13 protein-coding genes are annotated in these 17,913 nt (G+C 47.8%); 1 reads left to right on the top strand and 12 read right to left on the bottom strand.

Annotated elements, in window-relative coordinates; translation table 11 throughout:
* Window positions 1-164: 164 nt before the first annotated feature.
* Together parC and parE are read right to left on the bottom strand one after the other, a co-directional pair.
* Window positions 165-2,609 carry a DNA topoisomerase IV subunit A gene (gene parC, locus ACWPAB_RS00800; protein WP_003565432.1) on the bottom strand — a complete coding sequence of 815 codons (2,445 nt, stop codon included), beginning with the start codon at window positions 2,607-2,609 and terminating at the stop codon, window positions 165-167.
* A 6-nt stretch (window positions 2,610-2,615) separates the two neighbouring features.
* Window positions 2,616-4,628, bottom strand: a complete 2,013-nt coding sequence (gene parE, locus ACWPAB_RS00795; RefSeq protein ID WP_003565430.1) for a DNA topoisomerase IV subunit B — start codon at window positions 4,626-4,628, stop codon at window positions 2,616-2,618.
* A gap of 798 nt (window positions 4,629-5,426) precedes the next feature.
* Here parE and plsY point away from each other — a divergent pair.
* Complete coding sequence (gene plsY / locus ACWPAB_RS00790) at window positions 5,427-6,050, top strand: glycerol-3-phosphate 1-O-acyltransferase PlsY (RefSeq protein ID WP_003565428.1); 624 nt, start codon at window positions 5,427-5,429, stop codon at window positions 6,048-6,050.
* Between the two features lie 80 nt (window positions 6,051-6,130).
* On the opposite strand, the gene ACWPAB_RS00785 is transcribed toward plsY, so the two are convergent.
* The 10 genes from ACWPAB_RS00785 to ACWPAB_RS00740 all read right to left on the bottom strand — a co-directional run bounded on the left by ACWPAB_RS00785 (window position 6,131) and on the right by ACWPAB_RS00740 (window position 17,827).
* Window positions 6,131-7,009, bottom strand: a complete 879-nt coding sequence (locus tag ACWPAB_RS00785) for an aldose 1-epimerase family protein (RefSeq protein ID WP_016382069.1) — start codon at window positions 7,007-7,009, stop codon at window positions 6,131-6,133.
* Window positions 7,010-7,044: 35 nt separating this feature from the next.
* Window positions 7,045-8,454, bottom strand: coding sequence for an ATP-dependent protease ATPase subunit HslU (gene hslU, locus ACWPAB_RS00780; protein WP_003565424.1), 1,410 nt, complete (start codon window positions 8,452-8,454; stop codon window positions 7,045-7,047).
* 43 nt (window positions 8,455-8,497) lie between these two features.
* Window positions 8,498-9,022, bottom strand: coding sequence for an ATP-dependent protease subunit HslV (hslV, locus tag ACWPAB_RS00775; RefSeq protein WP_003565422.1), 525 nt, complete (start codon window positions 9,020-9,022; stop codon window positions 8,498-8,500).
* Between the two features lie 245 nt (window positions 9,023-9,267).
* Window positions 9,268-10,164 (bottom strand): tyrosine recombinase XerC, encoded by an 897-nt coding sequence (xerC, locus tag ACWPAB_RS00770; RefSeq protein WP_003570336.1) that lies wholly within the window; start codon window positions 10,162-10,164, stop codon window positions 9,268-9,270.
* 124 nt (window positions 10,165-10,288) lie between these two features.
* Window positions 10,289-11,608 carry a methylenetetrahydrofolate--tRNA-(uracil(54)-C(5))-methyltransferase (FADH(2)-oxidizing) TrmFO gene (gene trmFO / locus ACWPAB_RS00765; protein ID WP_003570334.1) on the bottom strand — a complete coding sequence of 440 codons (1,320 nt, stop codon included), beginning with the start codon at window positions 11,606-11,608 and terminating at the stop codon, window positions 10,289-10,291.
* 431 nt (window positions 11,609-12,039) lie between these two features.
* Window positions 12,040-14,124, bottom strand: coding sequence for a type I DNA topoisomerase (gene topA, locus ACWPAB_RS00760; RefSeq protein ID WP_003565415.1), 2,085 nt, complete (start codon window positions 14,122-14,124; stop codon window positions 12,040-12,042).
* Window positions 14,125-14,393: 269 nt separating this feature from the next.
* Window positions 14,394-15,209, bottom strand: a complete 816-nt coding sequence (gene dprA / locus ACWPAB_RS00755; RefSeq protein WP_003570332.1) for a DNA-processing protein DprA — start codon at window positions 15,207-15,209, stop codon at window positions 14,394-14,396.
* A 61-nt stretch (window positions 15,210-15,270) separates the two neighbouring features.
* Window positions 15,271-16,029, bottom strand: coding sequence for a ribonuclease HII (locus ACWPAB_RS00750; protein WP_003570330.1), 759 nt, complete (start codon window positions 16,027-16,029; stop codon window positions 15,271-15,273).
* Entirely contained in the window at window positions 16,013-16,873 is an 861-nt protein-coding gene (gene ylqF, locus ACWPAB_RS00745; RefSeq protein WP_003570328.1) for a ribosome biogenesis GTPase YlqF, read from the bottom strand. The genes ACWPAB_RS00750 and ylqF overlap by 17 nt, the downstream gene beginning before the upstream one ends.
* A 153-nt stretch (window positions 16,874-17,026) precedes the next feature.
* The gene (locus tag ACWPAB_RS00740) at window positions 17,027-17,827 is read right to left on the bottom strand and encodes a helix-turn-helix transcriptional regulator (protein WP_003570326.1); all 801 of its coding nucleotides are present in this window, start codon (window positions 17,825-17,827) and stop codon (window positions 17,027-17,029) included.
* Between the last annotated feature and the right edge of the window lie 86 nt (window positions 17,828-17,913).

The following is a 17,913-nucleotide window of genomic DNA, read 5'->3' as shown; positions in this document are numbered from 1 at the left end:
TTGCCCATATAATAGGCGTTATATTGTTTTTTAAGTGTGCTTCGTCGCTTCTTTTCGCCCATGATTTCGGCATTTTGTTAAATTGTGCACAACTGATCTGTCCTATAATAATCAAAAACGCCACCATCTGTATTAGTACAGACGGCGGCGTCAATGATCACCATTTATTCGACTTGATCTGCTGGTTCTTCTTTAGTTTGAACAAAAACTGGCTTGCCAAGGACATCAGTGTCAATGACAAACGAACCATTCGAATATCGGTCACCTGCTGGATGTTGTGCCGGATTAAGGGTCGTTACCTTACCCGTATCGGTCAAAACATTCAGGCGGGTAGCGTCATCGACTGACATCATCGCGACAATCCGATGCGGATCACGCTTAAGCTCACGCAAGACCAGTAAACCACGACGGGCACGACTCATTTCCCCGACCTCGCTTAAGGCCATCTTTTTGAAGGCGCCACGTTGGGTCAAAATACCGACCTTAGCCGTAGTTGGATCCTTCACTAGAATGAAATTGACAACCTCATCGTCTGGCTTTAGATCCATACTTTTAACGCCGGTTGCCCGGGCACCGACAGTTGACACATCGCTTAACGGGAATGTCAGTCCGTAAGCGTGGCGGCTGACCACAAAGACATCCTGTTGCTGATCAGTCGTGAAGTATGCATTGGTGACAATCGCGGCTGGGTCTTTCAGCTTCATCGCCATCATCGGCTTACTCTTGTACGTCCGTTGCGGCTGCAAATCACTTAAGGCAGTTTGTTTGATGTACCCGTCACTTGACCCTAACACAAAACTGCCAGCGCCATCGAGTTGATCAAAAGCAAACACTGCCAAGACTTTTTCGTCAGTGCCAAGGCCAACTGTTTGGCTTAAGTGTTCGCCGGTGTCTTTCCAACGCGCATCACTAATTTCATGCACTGGTCGATAAATGACATTTCCGGCATTTGTCACGATGTAAAGATGCTGCAACGTACTCAGTTCGCCAGTGAAAATGGCAAGATCATTGGCCTTCAAACCATTGTCGGCCGGATCAACCGCCTGATAACTGCGCAGTGAACTGCGTTTAACGTAGCCATCACGAGAAACCTGCACCATGACGGTTTCATCAGCCACCGTCACCGTTGTCGCCACTTCAAGCGTTTCAATTTTGGCTTGAATGCTGCTGCGACGATCATCCCCGTACTCCTTGGCAATCCGCTTCAACTCGCCTTCAATCACCCGATCGCGGGCAGCGGGGCGAGCCAAAATATCTTGATACTCGGCGATTGCTTTCGCCAATTGTGCTGCTTCTTTCTGTAAAGCCGTGATATCGGTATTGGTCAATCGATACAGCTGCAAGGAAACAATCGCTTCCGCCTGAGCTTCCGAAAAATCAAACTTCTTGACTAAGTTACGCTTAGCATCTCCTTTATCCTTGGAAGCACGAATCGCGGCGATGACCTGATCCAAAATCGATAGCATTTTGATCAAGCCTTCGACAATGTGCTGTCGAGCAGCGGCCTTGTTGAGGTCAAAACGCGTTCGCCGAGTGACCACATCGCGTCGATGTTCGACGTATGCTTCCAACATGGCCTTGAGTCCTAGTAACTTCGGCTGCATGTCGGCAATAGCGACCATGTTAAAATTGTATGCAATTTGCAGATCGGTATTTTTAAATAAATAGTTTAAGATGCCATGTGCATCGGCTTCTTTTTTTAATTCGATGACAACGCTAAGCCCAAAACGGTCGCTTTCGTCACGGACTTCGGCGATACCGTCCACTTTTTTGTTGATGCGTAATTCATCGATTTTTTTAATCATCTGCGCTTTATTGACATCATACGGGATCTCAGTGACCACGATCTTCTCACGACCGCCACGAATGGTTTCGATGTGTGTCCGAGAACGAACCACGATTTTACCGCGGCCGGTTTCGTAAGCTTGCTTGATACCATCAAGCCCTTGAATAATCCCACCTGTTGGAAAATCGGGACCTTTGACGTATTGCATTAAAGTATCTAAATCAGCAGTGGGATGCTTCAGCAAGTATAAGACCGCATTGATCACTTCGCGCAAGTTATGCGGCGGAATTTCGGTCGCGTAACCTGCAGAGATGCCCGTTGCACCATTCACCAGCAAATTCGGAAATCCTGCGGGCAACACAGTTGGTTCCTGTGCCGTGTCATCAAAGTTCAACACCATATCGACGGTTTCCTTATCGATATCGGCCAGCATTTCCTTGCTGATTTTGCTTAAACGCGCTTCCGTATATCGCATTGCAGCTGGCGGATCACCATCCATGGAACCGTTATTCCCGTGCATCTGAATCAGTGGGGCCCGTAACTTCCAATCCTGGCTCAGCCGAACCATCGCTTCATAAATGGAGCTGTCGCCGTGGGGATGATAATTCCCCATGACATTTCCGACACTTTTAGCCGACTTGCGGAAGCCCTTATCATACGTATTGCCATCTTGGTTCATCGCAAATAAAATGCGACGCTGAACCGGTTTGAGGCCGTCACGCACATCAGGCAGCGCCCGTTCTTGAATAATGTATTTCGAGTACCGGCCAAACCGGTCGCCCATGACCTCTTCTAAGGTCAGTTCTTGAATCTGATTGGCCAATGGCTTTTACTTTCCTTTCTTGTCCAGTTGTTTGACGATTTGCTTGGCACCAAACTGTAATTTTTCGTGATTAGCAGTCGGGGTTTCCAAAATACTGCCGTCGTCATCCATATCAAACTTGACGTTATGCTCAATCCATTCACGACGCGGCTCAACGCGATCACCCATCAAAGTGGTCACGCGTCGTTCCGCCAGCTGAGCATCGTCAATCCGAACCCGGATCAAAGTCCGCGTCTCAGGATTCATAGTCGTTTCCCAAAGCTGGTCGGCATTCATTTCCCCAAGTCCTTTAAATCGGGTCAATGTGTAACCCTTGCCCATGGCCTTGGTCTCTTTGGCCAACTCTTCATCGGTCCAAGCATAACTGATCTTGGTTTTAGCACCAGCGCCTTTTTGCAGCCGATACAATGGTGGCAAAGCAATGTAAATTCGGCCTGCGTCAATCAGCGGCCGCATGTAGCGATAAAAGAAGGTTAGTAGCAAAATCTGAATATGCGCGCCATCAGTATCCGCATCAGTCATAATAATGATTTTGTCGTAGTTGGCCTGCTGCAGATCAAAATCCGCACCGACACCAGCGCCGATGGTGTAAATCATCGTATTGATTTCTTCGTTTTTAACGATGTCCTGTAACTTGGCCTTCTGGGTATTCAGTACTTTCCCTCGCAATGGCAAGATCGCCTGAAACTTTCGGTCTCGGCCTTGTTTAGCTGAACCACCGGCAGAATCCCCTTCGACGAGATACAATTCGTTACGCTTAGGGTTCTTGGTTTGCGCCGGGGTCAATTTACCGGAAAGCAAACCTTGGTCCTTCTTGCGCTTGCGTCCCGTCCGGCTATCGTCGCGCGCTTTTCGAGCCGCTTCCCGCGCATCACGGGCTTTGACGGCTTTACGAACCAACTCTTGCGACTCTTCACCGTTTTCCATCAAAAAAGTTGACAGCTTGTCATAGACAATCCCATCGACCACAGTGCGGGCTTGCGGCGTACCAAGCTTACCCTTTGTCTGGCCCTCAAATTGCAAAATTTCTTCTGGAATGCGGACACTTAAAATACCTGCAAAACCTTCACGCACATCACTGCCTTCAAGGTTCTTGTCGCGTTCCTTCAGCAAGCCGACTTTTCGGGCAAATTCATTGAATGCACGGGTCATGCCGCTGCGCAAGCCAATTTCATGCGTCCCGCCATCACCAGTGCGAACGTTATTAACAAACGAAATCAGGTTTTCAGAATAGCCATCGTTATATTGGCCGGCAAAATCAACCACGATACCGTCCTTTTTGCCTTCAAAATTGATCACCTGTGACAATGCGTCTTTGCCTTCATTAAGGTATTTAACAAAACTGACCAAGCCATCAGGATAGTGGTAACTGTCATGCTTGCCGGTGCGTTCATCAGTCAGATTAATCGTAATATTTTTCAGTAGAAAGGCTGATTCGCGCAAGCGTTCGGCCAAGGTATCATAACTGAAGACGGTGGTTTGAAAAATAGTCGGGTCCGGCTTGAACGTGATGGTCGTGCCATTAGGTTCATTAACTTTGCCCAACTTCTGCAAACTGCCATCAGGATGACCGCCATTGATAAAATGCTCCTCAAATGCGTGCTTATCCCGCACAACTCGCACAGTCAATGACTCCGATAGGGCATTGACGACGCTTGAGCCAACCCCATGCAAACCACCAGAAGTTTTGTAACTATTTTGGTTAAACTTTCCGCCGGCATGTAGCACGGTTAAAATGACTTCAATCGTCGGTTTGCCACTCGGGTGCATCCCCGTTGGCATCCCGCGACCATGATCCTGTACGGTCACAGAGTTATCGGCGTGAATCGTCACATTGATCTCATCCCCAAACCCCGCGAGCGCTTCATCGACGGAGTTGTCCACGATTTCATAGACCAAGTGATGCAAACCGCGGCCATCGGTGGAACCAATATACATCCCCGGACGCTTCCGCACAGCTTCCAAGCCATGCAGCACCTGAATGGATGAATCATTATATGCTTGCGTTGCTTTATCCATAGTAAACTCCCTTTTTTGAACAACTAAGTTATAGAATACACCACGCGTTGAGATTTCAGAAATAAAAAATAAGAGCGCGAGCAGGAGCGGTTAGCAACCGGAGTGTAAGCGGCCTTGGACGTGATGGTCGGGCTTTGACCATTGCGGCCAAGGTCCTTACACGCAGGTTGCTGCGACTGCGAGCGCGTTTCAATAGAGCAGCCCGATTAGAAACCGGAGCATAAGCGGCCTTGGGTGCGATGGTTGGGCTTTGACCATTGTGCCCAAGGTCCTTATGTGCAGGTTTCTGGGCTGGTGAACGCGTTTCAGTAGAGCGCGAGCAGGAGCGGTTAGCAACCGGAGTGTAAGCGGCCTTGGACGTGATGGTCGGGCTTTGACCATTGCGGCCAAGGTCCTTACACGCAGGTTGCTGGGCTGGTGATCGCGTTTAGGCATCAACACCAGACCTCACCGTATTGCTCTCAGGACTCCAGTTTTCTCCTCAAAATCGACCCAGCTGGCTAATACCATCATTGTTCATTTAAATTTTATTAGCCGTGTCAATGTCCCAAAGCTCAGCAGAAAACCGCACTTCCCTAAGCATGGCACATAACTATGACTTCTTGACGTGAAATTCATCGCCCGCTGGCACCATATCTACGCTGTGCCCCGCCATGATCCTTGCGCAAGACAACACCAAATCGCGCCACAACCCGCTTCACAGGTTTTATTCGAATGTACGTTCGTTTTATTCTACTGACGTATCACTCAAAAGTCAAAAATGCTAAAATAGTTTCTAGTTTGAGAGGAGGGGCACATTTGATACTTGTGCTTTGTTTTATACTCGCGTATTTCATAGGCGCCATCCCGTTTGGTGTGGTCATTGGTAAACTCTTTTATCACACCGATATCCGCAAAGGCGGGAGTCACAATATTGGCACCACAAATGCTTATCGCATGTTAGGGCCAGTCGGCGGCTCAATTGTCTTGGTGCTGGATATCTTAAAAGGCACGTTGGCTGCCAGCTTACCCATTCTCTTTGGCATCGAGCATCATTGGCTGGTGCTGATCGTGGGTTTAGCGGCCGTATTCGGTCATACATTTTCGATCTACATTCGCTTTAAAGGCGGTAAGGCGGTGGCAACTAGCGCTGGCATTTTACTTGCATATAATCCGCCATTTTTTGTCATTGCATTTGCCATCTGGTTTAGTTTGATCTTGCTAACGTCCATGGTCAGCGTTGCCAGCACACTGGGTATGGTGTTGATCACAGCTTGGTCGCTTGTTTACCATGATTGGTTGCTGACAACTGTTGCCTGCGGGTTGCTGGTTGTCTTTTTGATCAAACATCGGGCAAACTTCAAACGCATCAAGGCCGGAGATGAAAATATGGTGCCCTTTGGCTTAGGCCAATATCTTCGTCAACACCGGGGCCGCTCTTAGTCACCTTTTGATGGCAACCAAAAAGACATCCGAAACTGGATGTCTTTTTTCATGTACCTAATCGACAAACTGATGACACCTTAGAAAATGCTGATCATGTAACCCTTCTCAAATGCCGTGCCAGGTTCAAGTCGATTGATCCCGAGTTTGCGCGTCAGGTCGCCAGTGCTGCCAATCGTGTCGGCGATGCCCCACCAAGGTTCGATGCAGACAAAGTCGCCCGTGGTTGGATACGGACTCCAAACGCCCAGATATGGGGTATCGGTCATGGTAACGCTGACACCATGTTTCGTCTTGTCAGAAACCAAGTTGAAGGTTGTCTTACCAAGCAACGCGAAAATTAAAGCATCATGATCAAATGTTTCGTGCGTTAAGGCCAAATTGGCATCAGTTGCAGCCAAGGTCCGGTGCGTGTAATCAATGCCTTCACCAGCAACCAATGGAATCTGAACAAGCGACTTACGCGGTTTGAAGTTCAAATAATAATCGGAGAATTGAGTATCCGGCGTCATTGGGACCTTGAAGCCCGGATGGCCGCCGATGCTAAAGAACAGTGGCTCACTTTTGTCCGGATTGTCAACGTGATACGTGACATGTAGATTGTTATTTTCTAGTGCAAACGTGATGATTAAACGAAAAGCGAACGGGTACATCGCCCGCGTTTTGTCATCATCCTTCAGAACGAAGCTCGCTTTAAACGGTGTCGCAGAGAGCACCTTGAAATCACGATCACGGGCAAAACCGTGCTGGCCCATGTGGTAAGTCTTGCCTGCGTAATGATATTGATTGTCAGCCAGCGCCCCAACAATCGGGAACAAGACCGGGGCGTGGCGACCCCACACCGCAGGATCTGCTTGCCACAGACGCTCCCTGCCTGTCAGGTTATCTTTGATACTGGTCAGTTCAGCACCATGCCGACTGATTTTAACTGTCAAAAAGTCATTTGCAATCGTTACCATACATCCTCATCCTTTACCTACAACATTATTGTTAACTACAAAATATACCGCGTCATGTTTGAATCAGCCGCAATATGGCCAATCTTATCATCCACATATTGCTGGGTGACGGTCACAGCGCCCATCGCCATATCTGGACCTTCATAAAGTACGTCTTCAAGCAGTTTTTCAAGAATGGTCGCCAGTCGCCGTGCCCCAATATTATCAGTGTCGTGGTTGACCTGAGTCGCAATCTCTGCAATTCGATCAACCGCTTCCTTCGTGAAGGTGATCTTCACGCCATCTGCACCAATCAAGGCGATATACTGCTTGATCAAAGCATTGTCTGGCTCGGTCAAGATCCGCACAAAATCTTTTTCGGTTAAGTCCTTCAATTCAACCCGAATTGGAAAACGCCCTTGAAGTTCAGCAATCAAATCACTAGGCTTAGCCTCGGCAAACGCACCTGAGCCAATGAACAAGATGTGATCAGTATTGATAGGACCATACTTAGTGTTAATCTGCGATCCTTCTACAATCGGTAAAATATCTCGCTGCACACCTTCACGCGAAACTTCGCCGCTATTATGCTTGTTTCCCGCAGCAATTTTATCGATTTCGTCGATGAAAATGATCCCGTTATTCTCGGCACTTTGAATGGCGTCGTGATAGATGTCGGCATGATTGACCAGTTTGTCAGATTCCTCTTTGATGAAGATTTCGCGAGCTTCTTTGACGGTCATGGTCCGCTCAACCTTTTTCTTAGGCATTAAAGCGCCAATGGTGTCGCTTAGATCAATGCCCATCTGACCGTACATGTCACCCATGCCACCGCCTTTTTTCTCATCATTGACAGCAACGGTGATTTCATGATCTTCAAGTAATCCTTTTTCCAGTTGCTCTGCCACGCTTAAACGCTTATTGCGAATATCATCGGTCACTTCGCCGCCTGCGTCTGCATCATCGCCAGCTGGCATTTTGCCATTTTGCATTCCTTGCAACATGCTCATCATCTCGGCCATCGGATTGGTATTCTTTTCCTTACGAATGGCCGGCACTAAAATTTTAACCAAACGCTTATTGGCTTCTTTTTCGGCACGTATGCGAACCTTTGAAAATTGCTTCTCTTCTTCCATGGCAACGGCAGTTTCGGCAAGATCTCGGACCATGGATTCGACGTCACGGCCAACGTAGCCAACTTCCGTAAACTTAGTCGCTTCCACCTTCACAAATGGCGCCTCAACTATTTTCGCCAGTCGTCGTGCAATTTCGGTTTTCCCGACACCGGTTGGTCCGATCATGAGTAAGTTTTTCGGGGTAATCTCTTCTTGCATTTTTGGCGATAATTGCATTCTCCGATAACGGTTATACAAGGCAACCGCGACGGCCCGTTTTGCATCATCTTGTCCAATGACATATTGATCGAGTTTTTCAACGATCTGTTTTGGGGTTTGTACTTCTGCCATCATAAGCCTCCTGTAGGTCAATGTAATTGCCGACGGTTACAAACTAAAAGCTTTCGACAATAACATTGTGGTTTGTGAAAATATCGATATTCCCTGCGATATTCACTGCTTCTTTGGCAATGTCAGCTGGTGTCATATCTGGGGCATGCCGCAGCATCGCGATTGCCGCGGCTTGCGCAAAGTTGCCGCCGGAGCCGATCGCTACCACGTCTTCATCTGGATCTATCACTTCGCCAGACCCGGATACGAGTAACAGGTCATGCTCATCCATCACGATCATCATGGCCTCAAGTTTCTGCAAGGTCGGATCCTTGCGCCAATCTTGAGCCAGCGCAACTGCGGAACGTCGCAAGTTGCCCGCATAATGCTCCAGCTTCTTTTCAAACCAGTCTTGCAGGGTGAAAGCATCTGCCACCCCGCCGGCAAACCCGATGACGACTTGATCATGATAGATCCGGCGAACTTTCTGCGCGTTGCCTTTCATGATGACCTTTTCGCCAAGGGTTACCTGACCGTCACCGGCCAAAGCGGTCACACCATCTTTTCTTACTGCTGCAATTGTTGTCATAGTCATGCTCCTTTTTAAGTGAGCGCGAGCAGAAGCGCTTAGAAACCGGAGCATAAGTGGGCTGGAAGCCTAAATGGCTGAATTTTGGCTATTTAGGCTTCCAGGTCATTATGTAGGTTTCTGCGACTGCGAGCGCGTTATCTGCGTATCTCGTCGGATAAAAACAGCTAAAGTAGCGATTAATCTGTTATCGCCAATGTTCTTAGCTTAAAAAACTCAGACTGCTTTTGCATCATGCTTTAGTCTTAATTATGCTTCGGATAATATTTCATATACTCATTTTTTAAATGTGCCATGGTGACATGCGTGTAGATTTGTGTGGTTGATAAACTTGCATGACCCAGTAGCTCTTGAACAGTTCGCAGGTCAGCACCATGATCCAGCATATGGGTTGCAAAACTATGCCGCAGCATGTGGGGATGAATGTTGGCTGTCAGCGTCGTCTGCTTGATGAGCTGATCCAAAATATATTCAATGCCACGCGAGGTAATCGGACGCCCATACTGGTTCACAAATACATATCGATGCTGTGCCTGACTTTTAGCCATCAAGACTTGTCGGCCATCTTTTAAATAAGTTCGTAGTGCTTGCTGAGCGTACTGTCCAAAGGGCACATACCTATCTTTGTTGCCTTTACCATGAATCAACAGTAATGCCGTATTGAAATCGACCTGATTCAATGTCAGTTTGGCACACTCGGAAACTCGAATACCGGTGCCATACAAAACTTCCAACAAAGCGCGATTACGTTGATCCAGCGGGGTTTTGCCAGCAACTGTCTTGAACAGTTCCTGAATCTCGGCTTCATAGAAAAATTGTGGTAAATGATGATGCTGCTTTTTTAATTCAACCAGCTCAAATGGGTTGCGTTTGACGACATCAATTCGTGTCAAATAACGGTAAAAGCTTCGCAAACTACTGATTTTTCGGGCAATCGATGTCCGTGCCAAATCCTGTTTGTTAAGATCAGTCAAATAAGTTTGAACGTCTAAATCATCCACATGCCGAAAGTCAGTAAACCCGCCGTTGGCCTTGAGAAACGCCTGAAATTCTTGAAGATCACTCAAATAAGCCGTCACTGTTTCCGGTGAATACTGCCGTTCAACTTCAAGATACTCTTGAAACGCTGCAATTGGCTTCATTGAATCCCTCCGATAATACATTAACATAAAATGCAGCCATTGTTGACGCTTTCAGTGCATCAACACCATCAAGCCGCCGAAATACCAATGAAAAAATCCCGGTAACCCGAGATTTTTTGCGTCCTTAAACTTGTTCAACCCGATTCATACCTGCTTGGAAAGTAGCTAAATCTTTTAATGCACGATCAGCTAACTGCTGATTGCGTTCTTTTTTATTGCGTACTTTGACTGTTAACGCTGGCATGATGCCAAAGTTCGCATTCATCGGCTGGAAGTGATGGGCGGATGTGTGAGTAATGTAATGCGCCATTGACCCCATCGCTGTAGTTTCGGGAAAAATCAGCGGGGTTTCTCCAAGCGCCATACGGGCCGCATTGGTACCCGCAATCAGACCGCTAGCGGCGCTTTCAACATAACCTTCCACCCCAGTCATCTGGCCTGCAAAGAACAGATCAGGCCGGCGTTTGGATGCATATGTTGGTTCCAAAACCACTGGGGATTTCATGAAAGTGTTGCGATGCATGACGCCGTACCGGACAATTTGCACGTTTTCAAGTCCAGGGATTAGTCGGAAAACCCGTTTTTGCTCGCCCCATTTAAGATGAGTTTGGAACCCGACCATGTTATATAAACTTGCTGCAGCGTTATCTTGACGCAACTGGACAACCGCGTAAGGTTCCTTACCTGTCCGTGGATCTTCAAGGCCAACTGGCTTTAGCGGGCCAAACAACATAGTTTTAATACCGCGTTTGGCCATGACTTCAATCGGCATGCAGCCTTCAAAAACCGTCATCTTTTCAAAATCATGGCCTTCAGCAACTTCGGCAGAAACGAGCGCTTGATAGAACGTCAAGAATTCATCCTTCGTCATCGGACAATTCAAATAGGCGGCTTCGCCACGATCATAGCGCGACTTTTTATAAACAATGTCCTCGTTGATCGTATTCGCATCAAGAATCGGTGCGGCTGCGTCAAAGAATGACAAACCGGCCTCGCCGTTCAGATCAACAATTGCCTGTGCTAGCCCGGGCGCTGTTAGCGGACCGGTAGCCACCACTGTGATCCCATCAGGAAATGCTGACAATTCCTCATTCACCACATGAATATGCGAATTGCTCGTCAACTTTTGGGTCACTAGCTCGCTAAATGGTTCGCGATCCACCGCCAAGGCACCGCCAGCAGGGACTGCGGTGGCGTCAGCACTTTGAATAATGATTGAATGTAACTGACGCATTTCTTCCTTTAATAGACCCACCGCATTGGTGATCTGGTTGGCGCGCAGTGAATTCGTGCAGACAAGCTCAGCAAAATTGCTCGTGTGATGAGCAGGTGTCATTTTAGCGGGACGCATCTCGTATAAGTTGACATCTACACCGGCCTGAGCGATTTGCCAGGCTGCTTCTGATCCGGCTAGTCCGGCACCAATGACATTAACTGTTGGCATGAGTGATTCCTCCTTGTGGTGGCGTGGCGCAATTAGTTCGTTCAGAGAAAATGTGAGTTTTGCGGCATGTGTATTTTGGGGGCTTGCTGATGTGGTAGCGACTCAGCTTGCTATTGTGGGCAGACTGAATCTTTGAGCAAGCTTTCTAAAGGCGCGATCAGGCGCAGAAACATCCGTGTAAGGACCTTGAAGTCTAAATGGCCAAAGTTCAGCCATTTAGACTTTAAGGCTGGTGATGCTCCAGTTCCGAAACGCGCAAACAGGCGCAGAAACCTGCACATAAGGACCTCAAGCCTAAATGGCCAAAGCCCAGCCATTTAGGCTTGAGGCCACTTAGGCTCCGGTTTCTAAGCGCGCCTGTTCGCGCTCTGCCCAAGTTTACCCGAAAAAAACAGTGAGTACAAAGATAACATACTCACTGCTTTCTCAAATTATGCTTTTTGTAAGGCTTCTTTATAATCGTTATTTGGGCAGACGACTTGGGTGCCAGCTTTGCTCTTTTTCTCAACTAAGAAATGTCCGCAGACTGGGCAATCACGGCCGACTGGTTTGTCCCATGAGACAAAGTCGCAGTCTGGATAACGCGAGCAACCATAAAAGACGCGGTTACGCTTGCTCTTACGTTCAACAACTTGACCGATATGACATTTCGGGCAGACAACCCCGATCTCTTTGACAATGGCCTTGGTGTTGCGGCAATCCGGGAATCGGGAACAGGCGTAAAACTTACCATAGCGACCCATTTTGATAACCATCGGCGCACCGCAGATGTCACAGTTGAAGCCGGCTGGTTCGTCTTTGATTTGAATCTTCGCGATCCCAGTTTCGGCGTGAGCCACTTCTTTTTCAAATGGCTTATAGAACTGATCAATCACCTTAACCCAATCAGCCTCGCCGGTTTCAATCCCATCAAGTTCAGATTCGACGTTCGCCGTAAACTTGATATTCACGATGTCCGGGAAGAATTCAACGATCAAGCTGTTGACGATCTCACCTAATTCAGTCGGTTCAAACCGACGAGCATTCAGTTTCACGTAGTAACGTTTCTGAATGGTTTCGATAGTTGGCGCATAAGTTGACGGACGACCAACGCCATTTTCTTCAAGCGCTTTGACAAGGTTTGCTTCCGAGTAACGGGCTGGTGGCTGTGTAAAGTGTTGAGCCGGATCGGTCTTCAACATTTTGACATCATCACCAACTGCAAGCGGTGGCAAAATATTGTCCTTTTGATCGCTGTCACGTGATGAGACATACAACTTGGTAAACCCTTCAAACTTAGTCTGACTACCGTTGGCGCGGAAAGTCACACCGTTTTGGTCTAACGTCACGGCCACAGTGTCAATAATCGCCGGGGTCATTTCACTGGCAACAAACCGACTCCAGATCAGCCGATAAAGTTTCATCTGATCTTTGTCCAAAACTGCCGTCAAACTATCCGGTGTCCGTAATGTGCTGGTTGGCCGAATGGCTTCGTGGGCATCTTGTGCCCCTTCCTGCAGTTTACCTTGGCGAATTTTGACGGCAGCATAAGCTTCGCCGTATTTCTCATGCAGGTAATGGCTGGTTTCAGTTTTGGCAACATTTGACACGCGAGTCGAGTCGGTCCGCATGTACGTGATCAGCCCAACGGTGCCTAACTTACCACCTAAGTTAATTCCTTCATACAGTTGCTGGGCCAACATCATGGTCTTTCGGGTGCGGAATCCCAACTTACGGTTAGCTTCCTGCTGCAAGGTACTGGTTGTGAATGGTGGGGATGGGAAGCGTTTGCGTTCCTTTTTAACAACATTCGTCACAGCAAACGGCTTAGTTTTGTCCACTTGGCCCAAAATCTTTTGAACGGCCTCGTTGTTCTTTAAAGCCTGCTTTTTATTCTTCAGGCCATAGAAACTAGCACTGAACTTTTTACTACGGCCCTTCTGGAACTCAGCGTCTAATGACCAGTATTCTTCTGGCGTGAAGTTTTTGATTTCATTTTCGCGATCAATAATCAGCTTTAGCGCAACACTTTGAACGCGGCCAGCACTCAGGCCTTTTTTAACTTTCTTCCATAATAAAGGACTGATGGAATAGCCTACCAGTCGATCCAAAATCCGCCGTGCCTGCTGGGCATCTACAAGATCCATATCAATGCCACGAGGGGTTTTGAACGCATTTTTAACGGCATCTTTCGTAATTTCGTTAAAAACGACGCGATTTTTGGCTTTTGGATCCAAACCTAAAATGTGACTGACATGCCATGCAATGGCTTCTCCTTCACGATCCGGATCGGCTGCGAGATAAATCTTGCTAGCTTTTTTAGCATCTTTTTTAAGGGATTTAATCACATCGCCTTTGCCGCGAATCGAAATGTACTTTGGCTCGTAGTCGTTATCGACATCGACCCCCATCTGACTCTTAGGTAGATCGCGAATGTGCCCCAAACTTGCAACAACTTTATAGGTTCGGCCAAGATACTTTTCAATAGTCTTGGCTTTGGCTGGCGATTCAACAATGACTAACTTCTTGTCGGCCATGAACGCGCTCCTTCCGGTGGCATTGCCTAGTAAGCAAGCCCTGATTAATTTGTGCGATGCTGACGATTCGTCGTCAGTAATTGATGCGTCCTAAGGCGGCAATAGATCATCTGCCAACGGTGCGACCATCAGAGCAATCGCAACTGGTGCCAGTCTAATGGTCAATGCCACCTGCTGACTCAAAACAGTTGCTATCATAAGCTAGTCATTTTGCTCTTGTCAAATCAAAAGAAATTTTTTCTACTATAAAGTAAGCAAAAATGTGCACCTCAAGGGTAAAAATTCAAGTTTTCTACCAACGTCTCTGGACCAGTCACCAACGCCGCTCCTGCCTGAATCAGCGCATTTGTACCTGCTCCCAAAGGCGCATCAATTCGATTAGGCAACGCAAAAACTTCGCGATTATGTTGCAAAGCATAGTTAGCCGTGATGAGACTGCCGCTTTTCATCTCCGCCTCAGTTACCATCACACCATGGGCAATACCGGCAATAATCCGATTGCGAGCGACAAATTGAAACCGCTGCGGGCCGGTTGCTGGTGGATACTCACTTAAAACAAGCCCAACATGCGCAATCTGCACCTGCAAATCGCGGTTCTTGGCAGGATACACCTGATCAAGGCCGTTGGCAATCACTGCAATCGTTGGCAGTCGGGCACTGAGGGCTGCCTCATGCGCCATCGCATCAGCGCCTGCTGCTAGTCCACTTGCAATCACCATTGACGGTAGTTGCGGCAATAACTGCGCCAGCGCCGTTGCTGAATAGCCGGTTGCACGCCGCGAACCAACAATCCCTAACGTTAATTGATTCAACAGACCTAACTGCCCACGATAAAAAAGCACCAACGGCGGTTGCGGAATTTCCCGCAATCGTGGTGGATAAGCAGCATCAACATACGTCATAAACGGCACGTGTTTGGCAGCAATTAATTGTTGACTATACTGGTCAGTCAAACGCTTCTTGAGCTCTGCCTGAAACGGTGCGAGATCATCTTTTCCTCGGATAGCTTGTTCTAAAGCAACTGCCATCCGCGGATTCTGGCGTGTGGCAATGTGCCATGCTAGTAAAAAATTGCGCAGTGTCATTGTTGGTCGTCCTCCCGCAAATAAACTACGCAAACACGACATCGACACACTCAATGAAGCACTAAGAGCGCAGTCGATCACGTACAGGCCCAAAACTGCGGCGATGAATTGGGGTAACGCCGTGCGCCGCCAATCCGGCAAGATGTGCCTTTGTCCCGTATCCCATGTTGTCCTTAAAATCATAACCAGGGTAAATTTTATCGTACATCATCATAAGCCGATCACGAATCACTTTAGCAACAATACTGGCCGCAGCAATGCTGATGCTGTTGGCATCGCCCTTAATTAAGCGTTTTTGCGGTAAGTCGACTGGCACGTGCATTGCGTCCACCAACAAACATTCCGGAGCGACTCGCAAATGGTCAACAGCTTGAGCCATCGCCAATTCAGTCGCATGGTAAATATTTTCACGGTCAATCGTCCGATTATCAGCCACGCCAATGCCAACTGCAATCGCTTCAGTTAAAATATGCGGGTAAAGCACATTGCGTTCATGTGCGGTCAGCTGTTTCGAGTCATTCACCGGCCACTGGAAATGGTGCGGCAAAATCACCGCCGCCGTCACGACAGGGCCAGCAAGTGGTCCCCGCCCTACTTCGTCTAACCCAGCGACATACTCATAGGTTCCCCATAACTGACGCTCATACCTGCTACGATAACGTAAAGCCACCTCTTCAGCTGCTTGATGGGCCATTCGCCGTTGATACGCTGCCAGTAATTTGCCAGCACCGATGCGACTGTCTTCTTTAAGTGCCGCCAAAATAGCCGGTGCAACTTCGTCAGCAGCCAGCAACGCTTTATACTCACTCAGCGTCGGCATCTGTCTCACCAGGCTTCTCGAGGGTAAAGCGTCCCAATTTTCCTTGTCGTGCATCAAAAATCAAGCGCTCAGCCATCCGATCGTAAGCCTCAGCGAAACCTTGTGATTTCGTCAACTTAACCAGCAGATCATGGGGCGCTTCATTTAAATCATCCTCGGTGACATGGTATGCCTTTTTCAAAGCAGCTGGATAATGCGCCATAAAATAAGTCAGCCCATACAAGCCAACCATGTCTTCTTGGAAAACTGCATCGGCAATTGCACCTGTAAAGGCTAACCGCATCCCAATCGTTTGTGAGGCAAACTTCGGCCAAAGAATTCCAGGGGTATCAAGCAATTGAAAGTTATCACTGGCCTTCAACCACTGTTGATTCTTCGTCACGCCTGGTTTGTTGCCGGTCACCGCGATGTTACGCCGAACCAGACGATTTAACACCGTCGACTTGCCGACATTGGGGATGCCAATACACATCGCCTTAATCATCGGATTACGAATGCCGCGCGCCTTTTTCCGGGCAATCTTTTCCGCCATCAACTTCGTCGCCAATTGCGGAATTTGCTGCAACCGCTTGGCATGCTGGGCATCAATCGCAATCGCCGCAAACCCTTGATCCTGATAATATTGGACCCACGCCGCCGTCAACGCCGGATCAGCCAAATCCTGCTTATTCAGCACCATAATGCGCGGCTTGTCAGCCACCAGCTCATCCAACATCGGATTGCGCGACGATTCCGGTGTCCGCGCATCGACAACTTCAAGCACGAGGTCGACTTGTTTAATCTTTTCTTGAACTTGTTTCCGGGCTTTGGCCATGTGACCAGGAAACCATTGAATTTGTGCCATTTGTGTAACTCCTTTAGTACTAAGACAATTAAAATCTCAGTATGAACTATTTCCTAACGACTAGCATACTGTATTTATGTGAAAAGTAACAACTGCCTGTTTTTAACCTCGATAGCTACAAAAGACTTGTTGGTACGCTCAGTCACATACTTTTTAGTCGTTAACCATCTCGCCAAGCTTCTTTCGAGTTTCTTCATCCCCTGGCAGTTGCACGCCGATAATATCGCCAGCCCCCAAAAGCTTCAGAAAAGTCTCAATCAAATAGAGTTCGTATGCATTAGGAACGTTGAGCAGCAACCGTTCTTCTCCTAACTCTTCGACCTTTAGCTGATCCCACGTTTGCTTAAAAACGGGATCATCCTTCACCGCGGAATAGACTTCAAATAAGACCTTTGAATCCGGCGTTCGACTATATAATTGGCGAAACTTTGCCGTAAGCGCACTGGCATAATTTTCCCAGTCAACCATGACAGCACGAAAATGCGGATCATTGAACGTGCGAAAAACCAAATGACGTCGCAACGCACTCTCGGCTAAAAAGTTGCCATAAATAGCCGTATACATTTTGTTAGCTGCTACCACCGTTAAATTCTGATCAAGCGCAAAAGCAGGATTTGGCATCTGTTCGTCAACAAACCGCTGCACACTGTCATATGAAGTCGATTGGTCAGTCGTTGGCGGGATTTCCTCGGCCAAATTGAAAATATAATTCGTTTCTGCTTGATTCAACTTCAAAGTTTTGCAAAGATCTCTCAGTACATCAGCGGAAGCAGATACGCCAGTTCTTCCTTGCTCAATGCGGATATACCAATCTGTACTGACATTGGCCAATGTAGCAACCTCGTCCCGCGTTAACCCAGGCGTGCGATGCTTAATATCCGGGACATCAAACTTTGCCCGATCAGCATGTGTCCGTTTATATCTCAAAAAATGCCCCAAAACCTTCTCATTCATTTTGCTCACCTCAAAGTAGGACAGCTTATCCTAGGATAGCCATGGTCTGGTTGTGTACCAGCCTCTGCTCCATACTATATGCGTAG

The sequence above is a fragment of the Lacticaseibacillus sp. 30 genome, assembly GCF_053819265.1.
This window is presented reverse-complemented; position numbering and strand designations above follow the sequence as displayed.

What these genes read in the sequence shown, in the direction of transcription:
- parE (WP_003565430.1), bottom strand. Translation starts at nt 4,628, where the DNA reads ATGGATAAAGCAACGCAAGCATATAATGATTCATCCATTCAGGTGCTG.
- ACWPAB_RS00785 (WP_016382069.1), bottom strand. Translation starts at nt 7,009, where the DNA reads ATGGTAACGATTGCAAATGACTTTTTGACAGTTAAAATCAGTCGGCAT.
- hslU (WP_003565424.1), bottom strand. Translation starts at nt 8,454, where the DNA reads ATGGCAGAAGTACAAACCCCAAAACAGATCGTTGAAAAACTCGATCAA.
- hslV (WP_003565422.1), bottom strand. Translation starts at nt 9,022, where the DNA reads ATGACAACAATTGCAGCAGTAAGAAAAGATGGTGTGACCGCTTTGGCC.
- xerC (WP_003570336.1), bottom strand. Translation starts at nt 10,164, where the DNA reads ATGAAGCCAATTGCAGCGTTTCAAGAGTATCTTGAAGTTGAACGGCAG.
- trmFO (WP_003570334.1), bottom strand. Translation starts at nt 11,608, where the DNA reads ATGCCAACAGTTAATGTCATTGGTGCCGGACTAGCCGGATCAGAAGCA.
- topA (WP_003565415.1), bottom strand. Translation starts at nt 14,124, where the DNA reads ATGGCCGACAAGAAGTTAGTCATTGTTGAATCGCCAGCCAAAGCCAAG.
- dprA (WP_003570332.1), bottom strand. Translation starts at nt 15,209, where the DNA reads ATGACACTGCGCAATTTTTTACTAGCATGGCACATTGCCACACGCCAG.
- ACWPAB_RS00750 (WP_003570330.1), bottom strand. Translation starts at nt 16,029, where the DNA reads ATGCCGACGCTGAGTGAGTATAAAGCGTTGCTGGCTGCTGACGAAGTT.
- ylqF (WP_003570328.1), bottom strand. Translation starts at nt 16,873, where the DNA reads ATGGCACAAATTCAATGGTTTCCTGGTCACATGGCCAAAGCCCGGAAA.
- ACWPAB_RS00740 (WP_003570326.1), bottom strand. Translation starts at nt 17,827, where the DNA reads ATGAATGAGAAGGTTTTGGGGCATTTTTTGAGATATAAACGGACACAT.